Origin of the sequence: Paenibacillus silvae (genome assembly GCF_014639235.1) — a bacterium.
GTDB lineage: Bacteria > Bacillota > Bacilli > Paenibacillales > Paenibacillaceae > Paenibacillus > Paenibacillus silvae.
On record NZ_BMFU01000003.1, the window covers coordinates 329,959 to 346,526 of the forward strand.

A 16,568-nucleotide genomic window follows, 5' to 3' on the forward strand; every position below is an offset into this window, starting at 1 on the left:
TGCAGGAAATGCTCCATTTTATCGAGCAAGCGTTGACAAGTTTCATTGCATCGGCAGCGTTTGGCATTATCTTCAATGCGCCCAGACGTATGTTGCTTCACGGCGGATTCGTTGGGATGATTGGCTGGATCATTTATATTGTGCTTGAATATGCAGCGGATGCTGTTCCTGCTACTCTGGCAGCAACAGTCGCCGTAGGTGTCATCAGTCAGCTGTTCTCTCGCATGTTTCGTGCCCCCGTCATCATTTTCAGCGTGGCCGGCATCATTCCTCTTGTGCCCGGTGGACTTGCATACAACGCCATGCGCAGCTTTGTTCAGAACGATTACAGTGCCGCGATGGAGATGGCTGCCAAAGCGCTGATGTTATCCGGCGCTATTGCCGTAGGACTGGTATTATCCGAGGTGCTGAATCAGATGATTCGCAGCCTGTCTCGTTCAGGCCGCGTCAAATCTGCATCCAAATGAATGCAAACAACCCACTGTCTGCAAGCTTCGGCTTGTTCCAGTGGGTTTCTTTAATTTTCAAACCTGCATCATAAATTCAGTTATTGGATAAACGTATTCTTTACTCGCACAGATCTGAGAAAATAGGGAATAAAGATACAGCACGCAAGCAGGGATCGAACAATCACATGAAAGGCAGGCTGTGCATCCAGCACATGCACTTCTCTTCCCATCTCCTGTTGAGCTATCAGAATCCAGGTAACTACACTGATGATCGCATTCACAATGTACTGTATGATCATCATACGAGGAAACAGTCGTTTCCTCCGATAGAACAAAACAAGATTAATGATGACCAGTACAGACAGAATGATGCTGATGATGAAGCCAAACCACAAGATTGGTCGGATTACTTCTGTATATATTTGCGGATCAACCCCTCGACTGCCTTCCCACCTTGCAGGGTCCATAATTACTGTGACACTTGACAGGTCCGATAGTAGAAATGCCAGCGAAGCCCACAGACTAATCTGGATTAAAATCAACCAGCCACCCAGGCCGGAAATATCCGAACGTTTTGTATGTGCTCCACTTTTATACGAGTAAACATCACGTTCTTCTTCATCTAATCTAGCATTTGGACGGTTCATGTCAGCCTCCTTATAAACGATCTAGGAGCCCTATTATATCTCAACATCTGTATGAAACGCTATAAAAAGGATTTATCCACCAATCAGGTTTCCTGCACCACTTTCCCCTTCATCTCTTCATCAACTTCACTCATTCCCCTTAATTACTTCATCATCTCTTAGCCCGTTTCATCACCGCCGCGAACATGGCCGCTGCGCTGCCGCTTCCTGACTTCAAATAATGCTGCGCATCCGTATAATCAAATCCCATCCATACAACACCAGTCCACTCTCGCGTATACCCGGCAAACCAAATATCCCGGTTCGCCCCTTTTGGGGCATTCGGAAAGGCCGCCTGAGTTGTACCCGTTTTGCCCGCTACCTGCTCCTGAGGCAGCTGCGCACGTTTTCCTGTACCCCGACTAACCACTTGCTGCAGCATATGGGTCATCTCCTGAGCCGTGCGCCTGGATATCACCTGCCTGTGATCAGAGCGATGAGTATAGATCGTCCGCCCGTGTGCATCTCTGATCTCTCGAATAAGATGTGCCTTGTTCAGCCTGCCTTCATTGGCAAAAACAGCATAAGCCTGCGCCAGCTTCATCGGCGAAATTCCCTGATGCAATCCACCGAGGGCAATAGACAGATTCATATCCTCGGCCTGTAATTCAATCCCTAGTCGCTGGGCAAACCCTTTGGCTTCTCTCAGTCCAATTTGATTAAGCAGCCATACGGCCGGCGAATTAATAGACTGCTGCAGCGCTTCCGACAACGACACTGTTCCTCGATATCTGCCTCCCACATTGCGTGGTTGATAACTGCCATATCTGATCGACCGGTCAGGCAGCATGCTCTCAGGTGTGAATTTCCGTGATTCCAATGCAGGACCATAGGCAATAACAGGTTTAAACACCGAGCCAGGCTGTCTCGCATCAATCAGCGCACGATTGATATCCCCCTTCATGGGATTTCGGCCACCCATCATAGCCTTTACTTCACCATTATGCTGATCCAGCAGCACCATGCTGGCCTGTACCTGCTGATCTTCTCGATCATCCGGAAACCAGATGGTTTCGGCAAAGGTTTCTTCCATGGCCCGCTGTGCGCCTGGGTTTAATCCCGTTCGTACAACCCAGCCTGCGGAGCTAATCTCGGCTTCACTCTTGCCTGTAAGAAGGGCAGCCTCCTGAATTATTGCATCCACGGCTGATACGTACGCAGGTTCATGCCCATCCGCTGCTGGAGTGGACGACAGGTTCAGCAACGCTAAGCGTGGAGGTTTGTATTCCACAGCTGCAGCCTCCTGCATCTGGCTTTTGGTAATGATCCCCTGTTGATGCATTAAAGAAAGCACTACACGCCGGCGCTCTTTGGACAGCTTTTCGTTATCCACCGGATTGTATATGGAAGGGCCTTTAGGCATGCCCGCCAGCGTGGCGATCTGCCATAGCTCGAGCTGCTTCAGATCCTTCACACCAAAATAACGCAAAGCTGCTGCCTTGACTCCGTACTGCTGCTGGCCCATATAAATCTGATTCAGATACATTTCAAGAATGTCATTCTTGGAAAATTTCTTTTCCAGCTCGATGGCGAGAGATAACTCGTTTATTTTGCGGATCATCGTTTTGTTTCCGTTCAGGTACATATTTCTGGCCAGCTGTTGTGTTATAGAGCTTCCACCCTGATTCCAATCCATATGTATCATATTTTGTACCACTGCTCTGCCCACACCAATGACATCCAAACCAGAATGACGATAAAAGCGCCGGTCTTCCGTAGCTAAAAAAGCCTCAACCAGCATCTCTGGCATGTCCTGCAGACTTGCATACTCTGCATAGCCTCGACCTGATACCTTCGATCGGGTTATTTCCCGTCCATTTTCGTCCAGAATGATGGTTGAGGATACTCCCTGCGCTACATTCGAAGAACTGCGGACTATCATGTTACCGTATGTGTGAAGGTAAACATATAATATCACCAGCAGAACGGCTGCAATAACGCCAACATCATACGTTCGGTATACCCGGCGTTTGACTTTCACACTTAACATTTTGCTTCCTCAGCTTGAGCTTGTGTGAAGTTTTGTTCCTGCTGCTTGTTGCGAATGCTCCAGTCGGGGATTTCAAGCGCATGCCGGAGCAGGTTTGTTTGTTCATACGCCATTTTTGCCCAATGCAGCACTTCTTGATCCTTTCCGCTCGGCCCATTCATCAGCTCCTCCAATGCTGATTGAATGCCGTACAGTGTAAGCTCAACAGGCAGGGGAGTACGTTTACTTTCCACCTGAGTCTGGACATATGTGACAGCTTCGGCTTCTTTGGCTCTCACACGGGAAACCTGATGATGCCCGGCTTCCTTTGCCATCAGGACGGCAATCGCATTGATCTGATCACTTAACTGCCGCAGTTCACCGCTGCTCAACACTCGGATTGGCTCAGGAATCCGTCCATTTGCAAGCTGCTGCGTTCCCCGGACAAGCTGTCCCACATCATCAGCGATTTTCTGTGAGCGAATCCAGAAAAACAACGCAAACAACCCTCCACCTGCCACCAAAAGTATCGGCTTCTTTCCGATAACATTAATGCACCAATGCACCAGTTGAGTAATCCACGGCACATCATGGAACATGAAACGATACACCAAATTCATCAGCTGGTACATAACAAAAAGAAGCACTGTGCTCAGAACCGCACTTGCTCCGCAGATATATATGTATTTCATTCGAACTGTGTTTACTCTTGTACCCATATTCGGTATCCTCCCTCATGCTCCAGCAAGTAATACAGGTAGCATACCGAATACTTCTTAAGAAGGCTTTGTTAACTTCTTATCGAATCCTTAATTTTTATCCAAACGAATACATAAAACCTATTCAGCTTCTCCAGCATGCGATGCTGGTGGCGTAATAGCCGGAAAGCGGGTCACAAAATCGGTTCGACCATGTTCACTGGTTGCTCCAATGCTCCCCTGGTGCAGTTCGATCATTGATTTAGCAATGGCTAAGCCCAGCCCTGTACCTCCAGTATCACGAGAACGTGATTTATCCACGCGGTAGAAACGTTCGAACAGATGTGGCAAGTCCTGCGCCGGAATGGGTTCTCCGTAATTGCTGATACGTACAACGGCCTCTCCATCTTCAAGCGAAAGTCCAATTTCCATCACCTTGCCCTGTGCTCCGTAACGAATGGCATTGCTGAACAGGTTCTCATAGGCTCGCACCAGTTCCCCCGGAGCCGCCTCAATCCATAAGGGCTGCTCGGCTCCAAGCATTGTATAAGTCATACCTGCCTCCTCCAGCATGGGAGCAAATTCTTCAGCAAGCTGCATGAGGAAGGAATTCAGATTCAGCGGTTTCATGGATAAGGGCAGAATCCCTCCACTGACCCGCGTATACTCAAACAAATCATCAATGAGCTTGCGTAAGGTCAATGATTTCTCATAGGCGATACTGACGTAATAACGCATTTCCAATTCGTCCTGATATCGATCCTGCTCGATATATTCCAGAAAGCCAAGGATCGAAGTCAGCGGTGTTCTCAGGTCATGTGATATGCCCGTAATCAGATCATTCTTGGCAGCTACTGCACTTCGTTCTTCCTGCAAGGATCGCTGCAGCTGCTCCGCCATCTGATTAATACTCACGGCAACCACGCCGAATTCATCGGATGTTTTCACCTCGATGCGATGTGAAAGTTCACCTTTGGCTACCTCCTGAATTCCAGCCGTGATCTCATCCAGCACAACCATGACTTTACGGGTAAACAGGAAGAAAAACAGCACAAAACTGATGATTCCAACAGCAATCATCAGCGGAACGGAGCCAATATGATTTACCAACCATCGAACGGCTTGCCCCGGGATCGTATAATTCGGATAACGCTGCGTTTCCAGAATCGACTCGCCCAGCCTGGATGCTCCGTACAGGATTGCTGCCGTTAACACACCGCTCAGCATGAATGCATATATAAACTTCCATCGTACCGTGTTGATCAGTTTCGAATTCATTAAAGAAACTCCCTGCTTGTATCTTTCATACTGCTTGTATTATTCAAACTGCATTCATCAATCCAATTACTGTGGTTTAATCATTTTGTATCCGACACCCCACACGGTCTGAATAAATTTGGGATGTTTGCTGTCTGGCTCAATCTTCTCGCGGAGTTTACGAATATGGACCATAACGGTATTGTTGGACTCCATAAACTCTTCCTTCCAGACCTGCCGATAAATCTGCTCCATGCTCAGTACAGAGCCTTGATGACGGGCCAGCAGTTCCAGCACAGCGAATTCACGGGGTGTCAGATGAACCGCTTTCTCATCTACCCATACTTCATGTGTATCCGTGTTGATCACCAGATCATCAATGACCCATTCGTACTCCCTGCTCTCTCTGCCATCATTAAATGTGTGATACCTGCGAAGCTGCGATTTGGCCCGCGCTACGAGTTCAAGCGGATTGAACGGCTTGGTTACGTAATCATCAGCTCCAATGCTCAGACCTGTGATTTTATCGATATCCGTACTCTTGGCAGACAGCATAATAATCGGCATCTTCTGCTGCTCCCGAATCTTCATACAGGCTTCAATCCCGTCCATATTCGGCATCATGACATCCAGAATGATCAGATCAATCACTTCGGTCTCAAGCAGCTTCAGCGCCTGCATTCCATCATTTGCTTTCAGAATCCGGTATCCTTCATTGCCGAAATAAATTTCCATCAGTTTAATAATATCCTGCTCATCATCAACAAGCAGTATGGATGCTGGTTGTGCCACGGCATAGTTCCTTTCTATCTCACAAGTGCTGTAAGGCTTCATGCAACGTTCAGTCCATCTTATCTGTTCACAGTATACCACCTTGGGATCAGATTGCGAAAATCATCGTGATCTTCACGTACACGGTCAATTTTCATCATCATATCATCCGTCTCTTCCGGCTTTACGTGCTGAATCCACACTATGGAAGATACCAGAGCCATGGCCATATACAGTGAATACATTCTCCAGAATTGTTCATTCGGTTCATTCCCATCGAAATACCCCTGTACCTGTCCGATCGAATAGGGAACACTGGTCTCCGTCGCAAATAAACCCAGTTTCAGAAATTCATGTACAGGGTCTCCCTGATCTGCACGATTAAAATCAATCACTCCGGCCAATTCTCCCTGGTTTATGACGAGATTGGCGGGATGAAAATCATCGTGCTGAAAATAATCGGGACGTCCTTTCATGCAATCCAGATGGTCCTCAATAAAGTTCAGAATAGCTTGATCCTGCTTCATAACAACAGAACACTCTCTGTATTTGTGCACGTAACGCCGATGTTTCTCGCTTTTGCGGCTGTACCAGGACTCGGCCTGCTTCTCCACAGGAAGCCTGTGAATTCTTCTCAGCTCCGATCCTGCCTGCATGCCGATGGACCACTGCTGCTTCTCATTCAGGAGAGGCAGCGCCTCGGAGGCATCCTCGCCCTCCAGATAACTCAGGATCATATACCCGTTGTTCTCATCCAGCTTCCCGATGCCAAGAGGTGCAGAGCACAAAACTCCCATCTGTCTTAACCGTTCCAATAGGTGAAGCTCTGTTGGCTTGGATTGCAGTTCACTGTGAGGAAAAACCCGAAGCAGCACCTTCCCCAGATGGGGAGTAACCACTTTAAACTTGTGATCCAGGGAGTATCCTTTTGAGATACGCTCAACCTGTACCGCGTTCTGAAGCTCAGGTATGTCTTTCACAAACGCTATCAAATTAACACTTGAAGAAAGATGATGGTCGTGCCTGAATTCCGACATTTGCAGCCCTCCATTGATCATTGTATGATGTATACTCGAAATCACCACGATGAATTAGCGACGCTGTATATGCCTTGTTCTCAAACCCTATATTCTAATCAACGCAACTTATATGTATTTGGTTATGTATTCGTTCAAACAAACATGGCCGTCTGAGGTTCTCTGCCGGTGAGTGTCAACATCGTGTAGAGCTGTCCCCTGTGATGATACATATGTCCCATCATCTCAAGCAGCCACTCCAAACGGGTGTAAGAAGCACCCCAATAGGATGTTGTGACCTGAAGCAATTCTTCTGTCGTAAACTGCATATACCGTTGATACAGACAGTTTCGGTTCTCTATAAGCGCATGCTTGATCTGCTGCAGAGTACACACACGATTTTCATTATAAAAATCAGTCATTTCTTGCTCGGACGCACCTTCGGATATGTACAAGTCTGCCCGACAGACTAAAGCCAGGTGGGAAAGCAGCTCTCCTATCGTTCGTTTCCCTTCAATCGGTGCTATAGCTAAATCTTCCTCACTTAATTGATCACAGATATCCATTAAAGATGTAACAGCCGTATCGATATGTTTAAATGCAGACTGAATCAACGTCACCACTTCCTTTTAATTACATTATACAGAACATATGATCTCATTTCAAGCAATAACTCCATTTTATATATAAACCTCCCCCTTTCCCAGCTAACATTTATGCATAAAAAAAGTCCCTGCTCCTTCATATAGACGGTCGCTTGGGACATTTTGTTACATATTCTGAATATTTATTTACCTAATATATGGAATATAACAACTGATTGAGACTTAACATTTCCACGCGGCCAATCAGCTTGAATAAATCAAGCAGCATGTACGTTCAAATTGACCAGCCTCCAGGTCAGCACCTCGAACGAAAAATTGAAGCTCACCGCAATCCAGCCAGTGAAAGCCGATGGCATCATGCGTATCTATTTTTAACAGCAGCAATGTATCCGACAGCTCTTCCCAAGTCCGTTCCTCATCGCCACCGTAGTGCGCTGTCAGCTTATTCATACAATCCTGCTCATCGCCATTGTAAGCCTCACCGAGCTCGATATAACTTAATGCCTGATGCTCTGCATCGGGATGCTGCCCCTCAGGGTAACCAAACATACCACCCCAGTTCAGCGGGCTTGGATGATTCCAATCCGATTCAAATTCCAGATAACGGTCAAACAAACCGCCCTCGGCAGCTTCAACAGCAGCCTCTTCCCCGGATTCAATCGCTGGAACGGCTTGCCGCTCATTTAATGCCGCCCCATCTATATACGGATATGTAGGAACTTCAAGGTTAGGCAATACCGTAACGGAATGAGCTACCGTCGGTTCCCCCCCCAGCGCAGTGTCCCTTTCAGGCTCGCGTCTCACTAAATGATGCGTTGAAGGTTCATAAATCACCTGATGTTCAATCGGGTAGCCAGCTTGCACCTCGCCAATGAAAAAGTACAGCATGCCCCGCTCCGGCAGCGTTCCGCGTCCGTCATTCGGCGTGTATGGAGTCAGATCCACCATATTCAGCTGGGCCAGAAAAGTCATCGGCACCCCGTTCTCTGTAAGCGGCCAGTCCAGATCCTCCGGCAGATCAGGGTGCCCGCCTACACGCGAATTGCCTGTTCTGCGATATTGATCCGTTGTGGATACATCCAGACGAATACCCCAGCGTCCAGCATCCAGCACCAGATCGGCAACAGCACCGAGACCGTATTCTTCTTCGAGGGTTTTACGAGCTTTTCTAGTCAGACGTTCACATTGTTCCGGCTTAATCATATAGATCCTCCCTTTTTGACGTTACACCTATGCTGAGACTTATTCACGCTCACACCTGTATATTCTTCCGCCTTGTCTTTTTTCCCTGCTTTCTTGTGTAAAAAAGAGGCCGACTCCGTCAGCCCCTCTCTCTTCATATACTTATGTTATCGATTTGAATCAGGGAATTTCTCCTGGTACGCAAGTATATGCTCCTCACCATCCAGAAACTCATGCGACTGGTGGGCAGCCATCACCCCGTGATAACTGATATCCAGACCCAGTTCCTCCTCTTCCTCTGTGGAGCGGACAGGAACAAGCTTGCCAATCAGCTTGAGTCCAAACCAGGTCATCGCAAACCCCCACAGCACCAGTGCAGTCAGACCCAGCACCTGAACACCAAGCAGCTTCCAGCCGCCGCCCATGAACAGCCCGCCATCCGTCGCGAACAGCCCTACTGCGATTGTTCCCCACATTCCCGAGACGGCATGTACAGGGAAGGCGCCGACCGGATCATCAATCCGCATGCGATCCAGCCAGCTGGTGGCAGCCATCATCAGCAGACCGGAGACGGCGCCGATGAATATCGCAGCCAGATCACCTACAAAAGCACATCCAGCCGTGATGCCTACCAATCCCGCAAGTGAACCATTAATGACAGATGGCGCATCCGAACGATTAAAGCGGAACAACGTGTACAGCAGCGTAGCCGCACCACCCGCAGCTGCAGACAGCATCGTCACGATGGCTATGTGACCGATTCTGACATCTGTGGCACTCAAGGTACTTCCCGCATTAAACCCGAACCATCCGAACCACAGCAGGAAAGCACCGACCGATGCCAGCGGCAGATTGCTTGGAAGTGCGATTGCACTCACACCAAGCGGTGTGTATTTGCCTTTGCGGGGCCCGATAATAATCGCAGCGGCCAGCGCAGAGAAGCCTCCCAGAGCATGGATGACTGCTGATCCTGCAAAATCCTGCATGCCCAGCTGACTGAGCCAGCCACCGCCCCATGCCCAGTGCCCGCCAATCGGATAGATAATCGCTGTCATCAGGATGATATAGAGCAGATATGCTCGAAAATTGATCCGCTCCGCTACCGCACCGGACACAATCGATATAACAGCTATCGTAAACGCGGCCTGGAACAGCCAGAACGTTTCCAGCGATACCGGCACATCCAGATGGGAAAGATCTCCGTTCAGGAAAAATCCTGTTACACCTACGAAACCACCTGCATCCGAACCGTACATCAATCCAAACCCGATGGTGTAAAACAATAATGTACCGATTGTAATATCGGCAAACACCTTCATAATGATGTTCACACTGTTTTTATATCGGACAAACCCGGCCTCCAGCAGGGCAAATCCGCCCTCCATTAACAAGATCATCGCTGCACTGAGTACAACCCAGACGGTGTCGATCCCGGAGCTTAACGTCTCCAAAGTCATGCCTGCACATCCTCCGTTTCACTAAGCTGTCTGATCTCGCGAATCGTCTCAGGTGTAAGCACGAGCTCTTCCTGATGATGCTGTTCAGCGAGTTGAATGCGTTCCACAATCAGATCCAGTTCACGAATGCGTCTGCGAATCTGCTCCATCTTGCGAAAACGTTCCTTCACCTGCACCATATATTCCACCGCCTGGTGGTGAGAAGCCGGACGCCCTGCAAACCATTTGCGTACAGGCGACAAGGACTGGTACGCCACTTCCTCGGCTCGCCGCTTCTGTTCAAACTGTTCAATCTTCTGCTTGAGTGTGTCAATCTCATTTTCTTTTTTGACCTTCAACCGTTCGATAAGGTACAATAAATCGGACGATGATATTTGCAATGCAGTATGGTGATACACCTCGTCGATTACTAACATATCATGTCAGGACTCCTTACATATCAAGTTACTTGTTACCGATTATAGTTTGCCGGGGGGTGCCCGTCAATCTTTTTTTCGTTTTACAGACGACGATGTATACGATTCAGCATACCCAATTCAAGGGTATGTTTTTTGTTTTCTCCCAAAATTCATCTAACAAGAGGAACTATAGGTGTAGTTCGCATTTACCCCTTCTATGCTCTATGCTGATTAAACAGGACTACATATGTTTCATTGGACATATAAAGACCGCAATGTTATTGTAATAAACCTATAGAGAGGATGTTAACGATGTTTGAACGTAATGACGAAATACGCAATCAAATCTGGGAGGCTGTCTCTGGATTAGATGAAGATCAATTGAATCAGAAGCCTTCACCCGAACAATGGAGCATTATACAAGTGCTGCGGCACTTGAATCTTATGGAAAATGTAATCACCAAGCAAGCTCGTCTTGCATTGGAAAAAGAACAAAATGTGTCCATTGAGAAAAAACCTTATGAAATGTCTCTGGACCGCAGCCGATCCGTTGAAGCCCCTCCTCATGTGCAGCCACCAACTGACCCTGAGGCACTTTCGGATATTCGCAACGATCTGGCTGCGTCTCATCGCGCACTAGAGCAGCTTGCACAGGAGCATGATGTTGCCCTTCTACGTAGCAAGTCGTTCCCGCACCCGGCTTTCGGTGAGATGGATCTTGCGCAATGGGTCGATTTTACAAGCTATCATGAGGAGCGCCATCTGGGACAGATTCTGGAGATCAAGCAGCAGCTTGGCTTGTGATACCATAAAACGAACAAAACCTCCGCAAGCCACGTCATCGTGGATACGGAGGTTTTCCTATATTTACGTTGAAGCCGCAGGCACGCGGCTCCAGTCAGATTTTTTTACCCAGAATGACCAAATCCCGATTCACACCGTCCAGCACAGCCACCTCGGGATAGAATCCCCACTGTTCAAAGCCATGCTTGCGTAATAGACCCAGACTCGGCTCATTGTGCCCGAACACAAAACCAAGAATCGTCGTTACCCCCAGTGCAGGACAAGCGTCAAACACCGTCTTTAGCAACCGGCCTCCTGCGCCGATCCCCCGGCAATGCTGATCCACATACACACTCACTTCTACCGTGCCATTGTAAGCAGGACGCCCATAAAATGAACTCAGACTGGCCCATGCCATAACCTGCCCATCCAGCTTCATTACCCACAATGGACGACGATCCGGCGAATGCTCATTGAACCATGGCAGGCGCTGCTCTACCGTCACCGGCTCCAGATCTGCCGTTACCATACGGCTTTCGATCGTAGAATTATAAATGGCTACAATACCTGGCAAGTCTTCAAGACGCGCGTATTCAATCTGCACCTTTTCCAGTTCCATTCCGATTCCTCCATTAACGTTTATAAGTTGAACTAAAAGATTTTACACAGTCCACTCCGATGACAGAACAACCTGGAGAGTAGCGGTTATCCCCAGATTTTTTCGATTCAATAAAGGGAAAAATCCGTGATAAAGGCGAAGCTTATGCTTCCGATGTAGCTTTCTTGCAGAAAGCTTTTAGCTCCGCTTTTTCAGGTTTTTTCTTTCCTCTCCGTTCACGTGTAAATGAATAGTTCAACTTATATCGTCCTAATATTATTATACGCCCAGTTCATAGCTTTAATATAAAGGCTATTATAATGGAAAACGGAAGCTGGCGTACAGCATGTAGAATATCCCGACATCCCAACATCCCAACATCCAATGAATCTGTAAAATGATAACCCTTGTCCAGATTACTCCGGCAATCCCTGAACGGCATTGCCCCGCGTCAACTCCTGGCTCTGATCAGCCCAGCGAATATTGAGCGAACGCGAAGTGAACAGGTCTGGACCATCGGATACCTGAAAGTGCAAATGAGCTTCACTGGAGTTGCCCGAATTACCTAAATCACCGATGTGATCACCCTGCTTGACTTTATCCCCTTTTTTCACGGCTACACTGCCTTTTTTGATATGTCCAGTAATGCTATATTCCTTATTGCCATGGTCAATCACGACATAGTTCCCCGCCGGTTCTTCCGGATTCATCACACCAGGCACATTATCCTCGATATCATTTTTGATCTCCACTACCGTACCATCCGCAGCAGCATAGAGGGGCTGACCAAAGGCATAATAGTTGGCATTATCCTTGGCATCGCCCTGATAACTCGCTCCGTCTTTCGTTTGAACAATATCCAGTGCATAGCGCTGTGTTTCATGCTCGTAATGATAATTTTCCATAACACTATGACCTCCCCAGAAGACATACATCTCTCCTTTCATCGGGAACTGAAACTCGGTCTTGGTCAGCTTGTTGTCTGTATCGGGATGTGCTTCCAGTGGAGTTATGCTCAAACCGCCAATCTGATGATCTTCTGTAAAATAAGCGCGGATGCCCTTGGTTCCTGTATCATCTGTCCACGCATATTCCGTCAACCCGTTCATCTCAGCATCGACCACTTGCTTCCACGACTTCACTCCTTTCAAAAAGCTGTCGGCAGACGCCTTGAAATCTTCCAAGGATACAGCTTGCTTCATATCAGGAGTAAACTGATTATAAATTGCATCTTTAGAGCCCTTCGTCAATGTATCAATGAGATTGTCCGGTGTTACCTGTTGATCTGTCGAACCCGCATTTTGTTCATTGCTTGAGGTGTCACCGTTTTCCTTTTGACCCGTCACCTGTTCTGTAGCTTGCTTTTCAGCCTGCTCTGCTTCGTCGGAGGTAATTTTGTTACTTGTACAAGCAGAGAGTACAGCAAATGCTGTCACCGTCAGGAGCAGCAGTTTCCATTTCTTATTCATCATTCAACACCCTTTCTGTTTATCTTTTCTTTCTTCTGTCAAATCTACATCATGAGTCTTATGCTTCGTCTAACCCTCACTTACATCTAGTTAAATTTATCGCCAGACTTTAAACGTCATAATTAAGGTTCTGTTAAGACAACAACTATTCCAAGCTGTCTCAAGAATGATATGATATGAACAATATACTGAAAAGGAAATACAAGGGGGCAGTTTAACACCATGGATCACGTCTCGCTGCTGCTTGTTGATGATGAACAAGCGATTCTGCATATGCTCAAAACCGTGCTGCTCAAAGAACAGTTTCTCGATATCGACACGGTGACTACAGGCGAAGCTGCACTCGAGGCCTGCAGCAATAAAACGTATCATTGCATCGTGCTTGATATCATGCTTCCAGGCAGAAGCGGCCTGGAAATATGTCCTTTTCTACGGCAAATTACGGATGCACCTATTCTGTTTCTGACCGCCAAAACAACAGACTATGACAAGCTTACAGGCTTCGCCGTTGGCGGTGATGATTATGTCGTCAAACCATTTAATCCGCTTGAGGTGGTCGCACGCATCAAATCGCTGCTGAATCGTTACCTGCCTTCCAAAGCGACAGCGTTTCAACAGCAACAACAAAGCATTTCGTCACACGTAAATACGTCATCTACCGACCTTTCGCAAGGCGTTTATGATTTTGGACGATTCCAAGTGTTTGAACTTGCTGGAGAGCTCCGCGTTCAAGGACAGACTGTAACCTGTCCGGCACTGGTGTTCCAGTTGCTGCTCTTTTTCTGCAAACATCCGAACCGTATCTTCACCAAGTCTGAACTGTATGAACGCGTGTGGGGCTCAGAAGCGATTAGCGACGACAACACGGTTATGGTGCACATCCATCGCATTCGGGAACGCATTGAAGCAGACCCTTCCAATCCGGCTTTTCTTGTTAATGTGCGCGGTCTGGGGTACAAACTGATCCAGCCTGGCAGCATGTCACGGACATGAGTATTCGACGCAAGCTATTGACTCGATTCATCGGTATGCTTACGGGTACTGTGATTCTGATTATTTTGCTAGGATCACTTGCTACCATTTGGGTTTTGCAAAAAGTGAATGAAGTGAATATTGTAGATGACTTTGCAATTAACGGATTGGATCAGCTCATTAATTCAGCCGAGATCATGCCAGACAATACCATACGATATGATCCCGAACTATTGAAGCAAGTCGATAAAAATCAGGGCTGGCTACAGGTGCTGGATGAAAAGGGATATGTCATTGATGACTACCACGTTCCTTCCGATGTACCCGATCACTACAAGCCTGGCGAATTGATTGCCTACTCGCAAGGTGATAAAGTATTTCCATACCAGCTATCCATGCTGATCCGGGAGAAGGACGGGAAATATTTCACATTGTTGTACGGAGAGAAAAATGTGGCACAATCCTTACTTGATGAAATCCGTCCAAAGCTTTCGTACGCCAGCGGCAAACTGACTGTGAAACCAGCGGAGCAAGAAACGATTCGAAAAGCAGATGCCTACATCCAGATATTGGACCCTTATGGAAAAGAAATCGACTCTTACAACAAACCGGCTGTTGGCGTGCCTAGCCAGTACAGTATCCAGGATCTCATTCTCCAAGTACGTTACCCGAATCGTTCAGGTATATCGGTCGCCACATGGTACGATAACCAGAACGAAACGACCTGGATGGTAAGTGTAAGGATTGATTCAACTGTCGTTGAGAAACAGAATCCATACGCTTTTATCCTTGAACCTGCGCTGGTCGTCTTGATCTTGTCCATCGTTGCGTTACTGATTCTACTCGCTTTATGGTACGCTAATCGATTCGGCGCTCCGATGTTGCACATGCTTCAGTGGTTGCAACGTCTGGAGCAAGGGCAGTATGAGGAACCAACTGGAGCATCAGGCATTCCGCGGAGCCAACGCCGCAATGGAAAATGGAAGCGTAAATATCAAGTGTATGGTGACGTACTCCACTCCATGCAAGCTTTGTCCCATACACTCAAGCAGGATGAGGATCTACGGAAACAAACGGATTCCCTTCGAGAGGAATGGATTGCTGGCATTACGCACGACCTCAAGACGCCTCTTTCCTCCATTCAGGGATACGCGCATATGCTCGAAACAGACAAATACACCTGGACGACCGAAGAGGTTCGAGAATTCGCAGGCATCATGATAGACAAATCGATGTATATGGACAGGCTTGTAAATGACCTGGCGATGACCTACCGCTTGCGAAGTGGAGGATATCAACCCGAGGTCGTGAGAACTGACGTAAATACGCTGCTTTGTGATCTGGTGCTGCGAGCGGAACGCAACCCTGCTTACGGTGAAGGACGTATTTTGTTTCAACCTGCAAACGAGCCTGTATATGGACTGGTGCACATTCCTTCTTTTGAACGAATCGTAGATAATCTCACGGCAAATGCTCTGCTTCATAACCCGCCCGACTCTATTCTGGTTGTCCGTGTGTATGCCGGTGAACATGACGATGAATTTACAATCGAGTTTGCCGATAATGGACGAGGTATGAGTTCCGAGACCGTATGGAAGCTATTTGAACGTTATTATCGAGGTACGGACACAGGAACAAGTGACGTGGGATCAGGACTTGGCATGGCGGTTACCAGAGGCTTAATCGAGGCGATGAAAGGTCGAATTGAAGTGTTATCCAAACCTGGCGAAGGAACAACAATTCGATTGATCTGGATGCAAAGTACAGAGGAACGTAGTTAATCCGTATTTGGACATTCCACTTGACCTTTCCATTTTCAGTCTATATAATCGACACTCAAGTAACACCTGTTCCAAATAGTAATATGAATGTTGAACATTTCTGGATCAACGTATCTGAATTTTTCCTTAAGAATTCGTTTCGCATGGTCCATTCATATTTGGCAATGACCAGAGACATGATTTCGTTTGCGTGCTGCCCAGAGAGAGAAGGGATTGGTGAGACCTTCTTCAGCGAACGGACCGAAGTTACCCCTCTGCAGCCGTGGTCTCGAACCTCCGTTTAACTGCTGCCGCGCCTTCGCGGGATACCATGAGTCCAAACGGTCAGTAGAGTTCACCGCCTGATCCCCGTTAACGGATTCCAATGAGGGTTATGATGTTTCTATTCCCGGCGGCTGGCCGAGGATGGCTGCACCATAACCAAATTAGGGTGGAACCACGAGCCAAGCGCACTCGTCCCTTTTCCGGGACGGGTGT

Annotated in this window: 16 protein-coding genes; 4 read left to right on the top strand and 12 right to left on the bottom strand. The window is 47.6% G+C overall.

All coding sequences use genetic code 11. The features are described from left to right. Window positions 1-8 precede the first annotated feature (8 nt). Window positions 9-467: a threonine/serine exporter family protein gene (locus IEW26_RS12395; RefSeq protein WP_145403332.1), complete on the top strand. Its 459-nt coding sequence runs from the start codon at window positions 9-11 to the stop codon at window positions 465-467. Between the two features lie 80 nt (window positions 468-547). Here the strand turns inward: IEW26_RS12395 and IEW26_RS12400 are convergent, their stop codons facing one another. The 10 genes from IEW26_RS12400 to IEW26_RS12445 form a co-directional block, all read right to left on the bottom strand. Continuing rightward, window positions 548-1,096 (bottom strand): DUF2569 domain-containing protein, encoded by a 549-nt coding sequence (locus tag IEW26_RS12400; RefSeq protein ID WP_188592646.1) that lies wholly within the window; start codon window positions 1,094-1,096, stop codon window positions 548-550. Window positions 1,097-1,247: 151 nt separating this feature from the next. After that, window positions 1,248-3,125, bottom strand: coding sequence for a transglycosylase domain-containing protein (locus IEW26_RS12405; RefSeq protein ID WP_188592647.1), 1,878 nt, complete (start codon window positions 3,123-3,125; stop codon window positions 1,248-1,250). After that, window positions 3,119-3,823, bottom strand: coding sequence for a HAMP domain-containing protein (locus IEW26_RS12410; RefSeq protein ID WP_188592648.1), 705 nt, complete (start codon window positions 3,821-3,823; stop codon window positions 3,119-3,121). The genes IEW26_RS12405 and IEW26_RS12410 overlap by 7 nt, the downstream gene beginning before the upstream one ends. A gap of 120 nt (window positions 3,824-3,943) precedes the next feature. Next, entirely contained in the window at window positions 3,944-5,080 is a 1,137-nt protein-coding gene (locus IEW26_RS12415; protein ID WP_188592649.1) for a sensor histidine kinase, read from the bottom strand. 66 nt (window positions 5,081-5,146) lie between these two features. Further along, the gene (locus tag IEW26_RS12420; protein WP_145403337.1) at window positions 5,147-5,893 is read right to left on the bottom strand and encodes a response regulator transcription factor; all 747 of its coding nucleotides are present in this window, start codon (window positions 5,891-5,893) and stop codon (window positions 5,147-5,149) included. Window positions 5,894-5,910: 17 nt separating this feature from the next. Next, the gene (locus IEW26_RS12425; RefSeq protein WP_188592650.1) at window positions 5,911-6,867 is read right to left on the bottom strand and encodes an aminoglycoside phosphotransferase family protein; all 957 of its coding nucleotides are present in this window, start codon (window positions 6,865-6,867) and stop codon (window positions 5,911-5,913) included. 134 nt (window positions 6,868-7,001) lie between these two features. Then, window positions 7,002-7,460, bottom strand: coding sequence for a DinB family protein (locus IEW26_RS12430; protein ID WP_111268237.1), 459 nt, complete (start codon window positions 7,458-7,460; stop codon window positions 7,002-7,004). Between the two features lie 234 nt (window positions 7,461-7,694). Beyond that, window positions 7,695-8,654, bottom strand: coding sequence for a DUF1963 domain-containing protein (locus tag IEW26_RS12435; RefSeq protein ID WP_188592651.1), 960 nt, complete (start codon window positions 8,652-8,654; stop codon window positions 7,695-7,697). A gap of 146 nt (window positions 8,655-8,800) precedes the next feature. Next, a complete protein-coding gene (locus IEW26_RS12440; RefSeq protein ID WP_145403340.1) occupies window positions 8,801-10,090 on the bottom strand; it encodes an ammonium transporter in 1,290 nt (429 codons plus the stop codon). Then, on the bottom strand, window positions 10,087-10,506 hold the full coding sequence (locus IEW26_RS12445; protein WP_188592652.1) for a hypothetical protein: 420 nt from the start codon (window positions 10,504-10,506) through the stop codon (window positions 10,087-10,089). The genes IEW26_RS12440 and IEW26_RS12445 overlap by 4 nt, the downstream gene beginning before the upstream one ends. 294 nt (window positions 10,507-10,800) lie before the next feature. Between IEW26_RS12445 and IEW26_RS12450 the strand changes: the two genes are divergently transcribed. Beyond that, window positions 10,801-11,292 (top strand): DinB family protein, encoded by a 492-nt coding sequence (locus tag IEW26_RS12450; RefSeq protein ID WP_188592653.1) that lies wholly within the window; start codon window positions 10,801-10,803, stop codon window positions 11,290-11,292. A 94-nt stretch (window positions 11,293-11,386) separates the two neighbouring features. Here IEW26_RS12450 and IEW26_RS12455 read toward each other — a convergent pair whose 3' ends face one another. Together IEW26_RS12455 and IEW26_RS12460 are read right to left on the bottom strand one after the other, a co-directional pair. Next, a complete protein-coding gene (locus IEW26_RS12455) occupies window positions 11,387-11,890 on the bottom strand; it encodes a GNAT family N-acetyltransferase (RefSeq protein ID WP_188592654.1) in 504 nt (167 codons plus the stop codon). Between the two features lie 395 nt (window positions 11,891-12,285). After that, the gene (locus IEW26_RS12460; RefSeq protein ID WP_188592655.1) at window positions 12,286-13,338 is read right to left on the bottom strand and encodes a M23 family metallopeptidase; all 1,053 of its coding nucleotides are present in this window, start codon (window positions 13,336-13,338) and stop codon (window positions 12,286-12,288) included. Window positions 13,339-13,560: 222 nt separating this feature from the next. On the opposite strand from IEW26_RS12460, the gene IEW26_RS12465 reads away from it, so the two are divergent. Next, complete coding sequence (locus tag IEW26_RS12465) at window positions 13,561-14,331, top strand: response regulator transcription factor (RefSeq protein ID WP_145403345.1); 771 nt, start codon at window positions 13,561-13,563, stop codon at window positions 14,329-14,331. Next, window positions 14,328-16,091 carry a sensor histidine kinase gene (locus tag IEW26_RS12470; RefSeq protein WP_188592656.1) on the top strand — a complete coding sequence of 588 codons (1,764 nt, stop codon included), beginning with the start codon at window positions 14,328-14,330 and terminating at the stop codon, window positions 16,089-16,091. The genes IEW26_RS12465 and IEW26_RS12470 overlap by 4 nt, the downstream gene beginning before the upstream one ends. The last annotated feature ends 477 nt before the right edge of the window (window positions 16,092-16,568 follow it).

Coding starts and splice junctions, on each gene's coding strand:
- IEW26_RS12395 (WP_145403332.1), top strand. CDS start 9: ATGCTCCATTTTATCGAGCAAGCGTTGACAAGTTTCATTGCATCGGCA.
- IEW26_RS12400 (WP_188592646.1), bottom strand. CDS start 1,096: ATGAACCGTCCAAATGCTAGATTAGATGAAGAAGAACGTGATGTTTAC.
- IEW26_RS12405 (WP_188592647.1), bottom strand. CDS start 3,125: ATGTTAAGTGTGAAAGTCAAACGCCGGGTATACCGAACGTATGATGTT.
- IEW26_RS12410 (WP_188592648.1), bottom strand. CDS start 3,823: ATGGGTACAAGAGTAAACACAGTTCGAATGAAATACATATATATCTGC.
- IEW26_RS12415 (WP_188592649.1), bottom strand. CDS start 5,080: ATGAATTCGAAACTGATCAACACGGTACGATGGAAGTTTATATATGCA.
- IEW26_RS12420 (WP_145403337.1), bottom strand. CDS start 5,893: ATGAAGCCTTACAGCACTTGTGAGATAGAAAGGAACTATGCCGTGGCA.
- IEW26_RS12425 (WP_188592650.1), bottom strand. CDS start 6,867: ATGTCGGAATTCAGGCACGACCATCATCTTTCTTCAAGTGTTAATTTG.
- IEW26_RS12435 (WP_188592651.1), bottom strand. CDS start 8,654: ATGATTAAGCCGGAACAATGTGAACGTCTGACTAGAAAAGCTCGTAAA.
- IEW26_RS12440 (WP_145403340.1), bottom strand. CDS start 10,090: ATGACTTTGGAGACGTTAAGCTCCGGGATCGACACCGTCTGGGTTGTA.
- IEW26_RS12445 (WP_188592652.1), bottom strand. CDS start 10,506: ATGTTAGTAATCGACGAGGTGTATCACCATACTGCATTGCAAATATCA.
- IEW26_RS12450 (WP_188592653.1), top strand. CDS start 10,801: ATGTTTGAACGTAATGACGAAATACGCAATCAAATCTGGGAGGCTGTC.
- IEW26_RS12455 (WP_188592654.1), bottom strand. CDS start 11,890: ATGGAACTGGAAAAGGTGCAGATTGAATACGCGCGTCTTGAAGACTTG.
- IEW26_RS12460 (WP_188592655.1), bottom strand. CDS start 13,338: ATGAATAAGAAATGGAAACTGCTGCTCCTGACGGTGACAGCATTTGCT.
- IEW26_RS12465 (WP_145403345.1), top strand. CDS start 13,561: ATGGATCACGTCTCGCTGCTGCTTGTTGATGATGAACAAGCGATTCTG.
- IEW26_RS12470 (WP_188592656.1), top strand. CDS start 14,328: ATGAGTATTCGACGCAAGCTATTGACTCGATTCATCGGTATGCTTACG.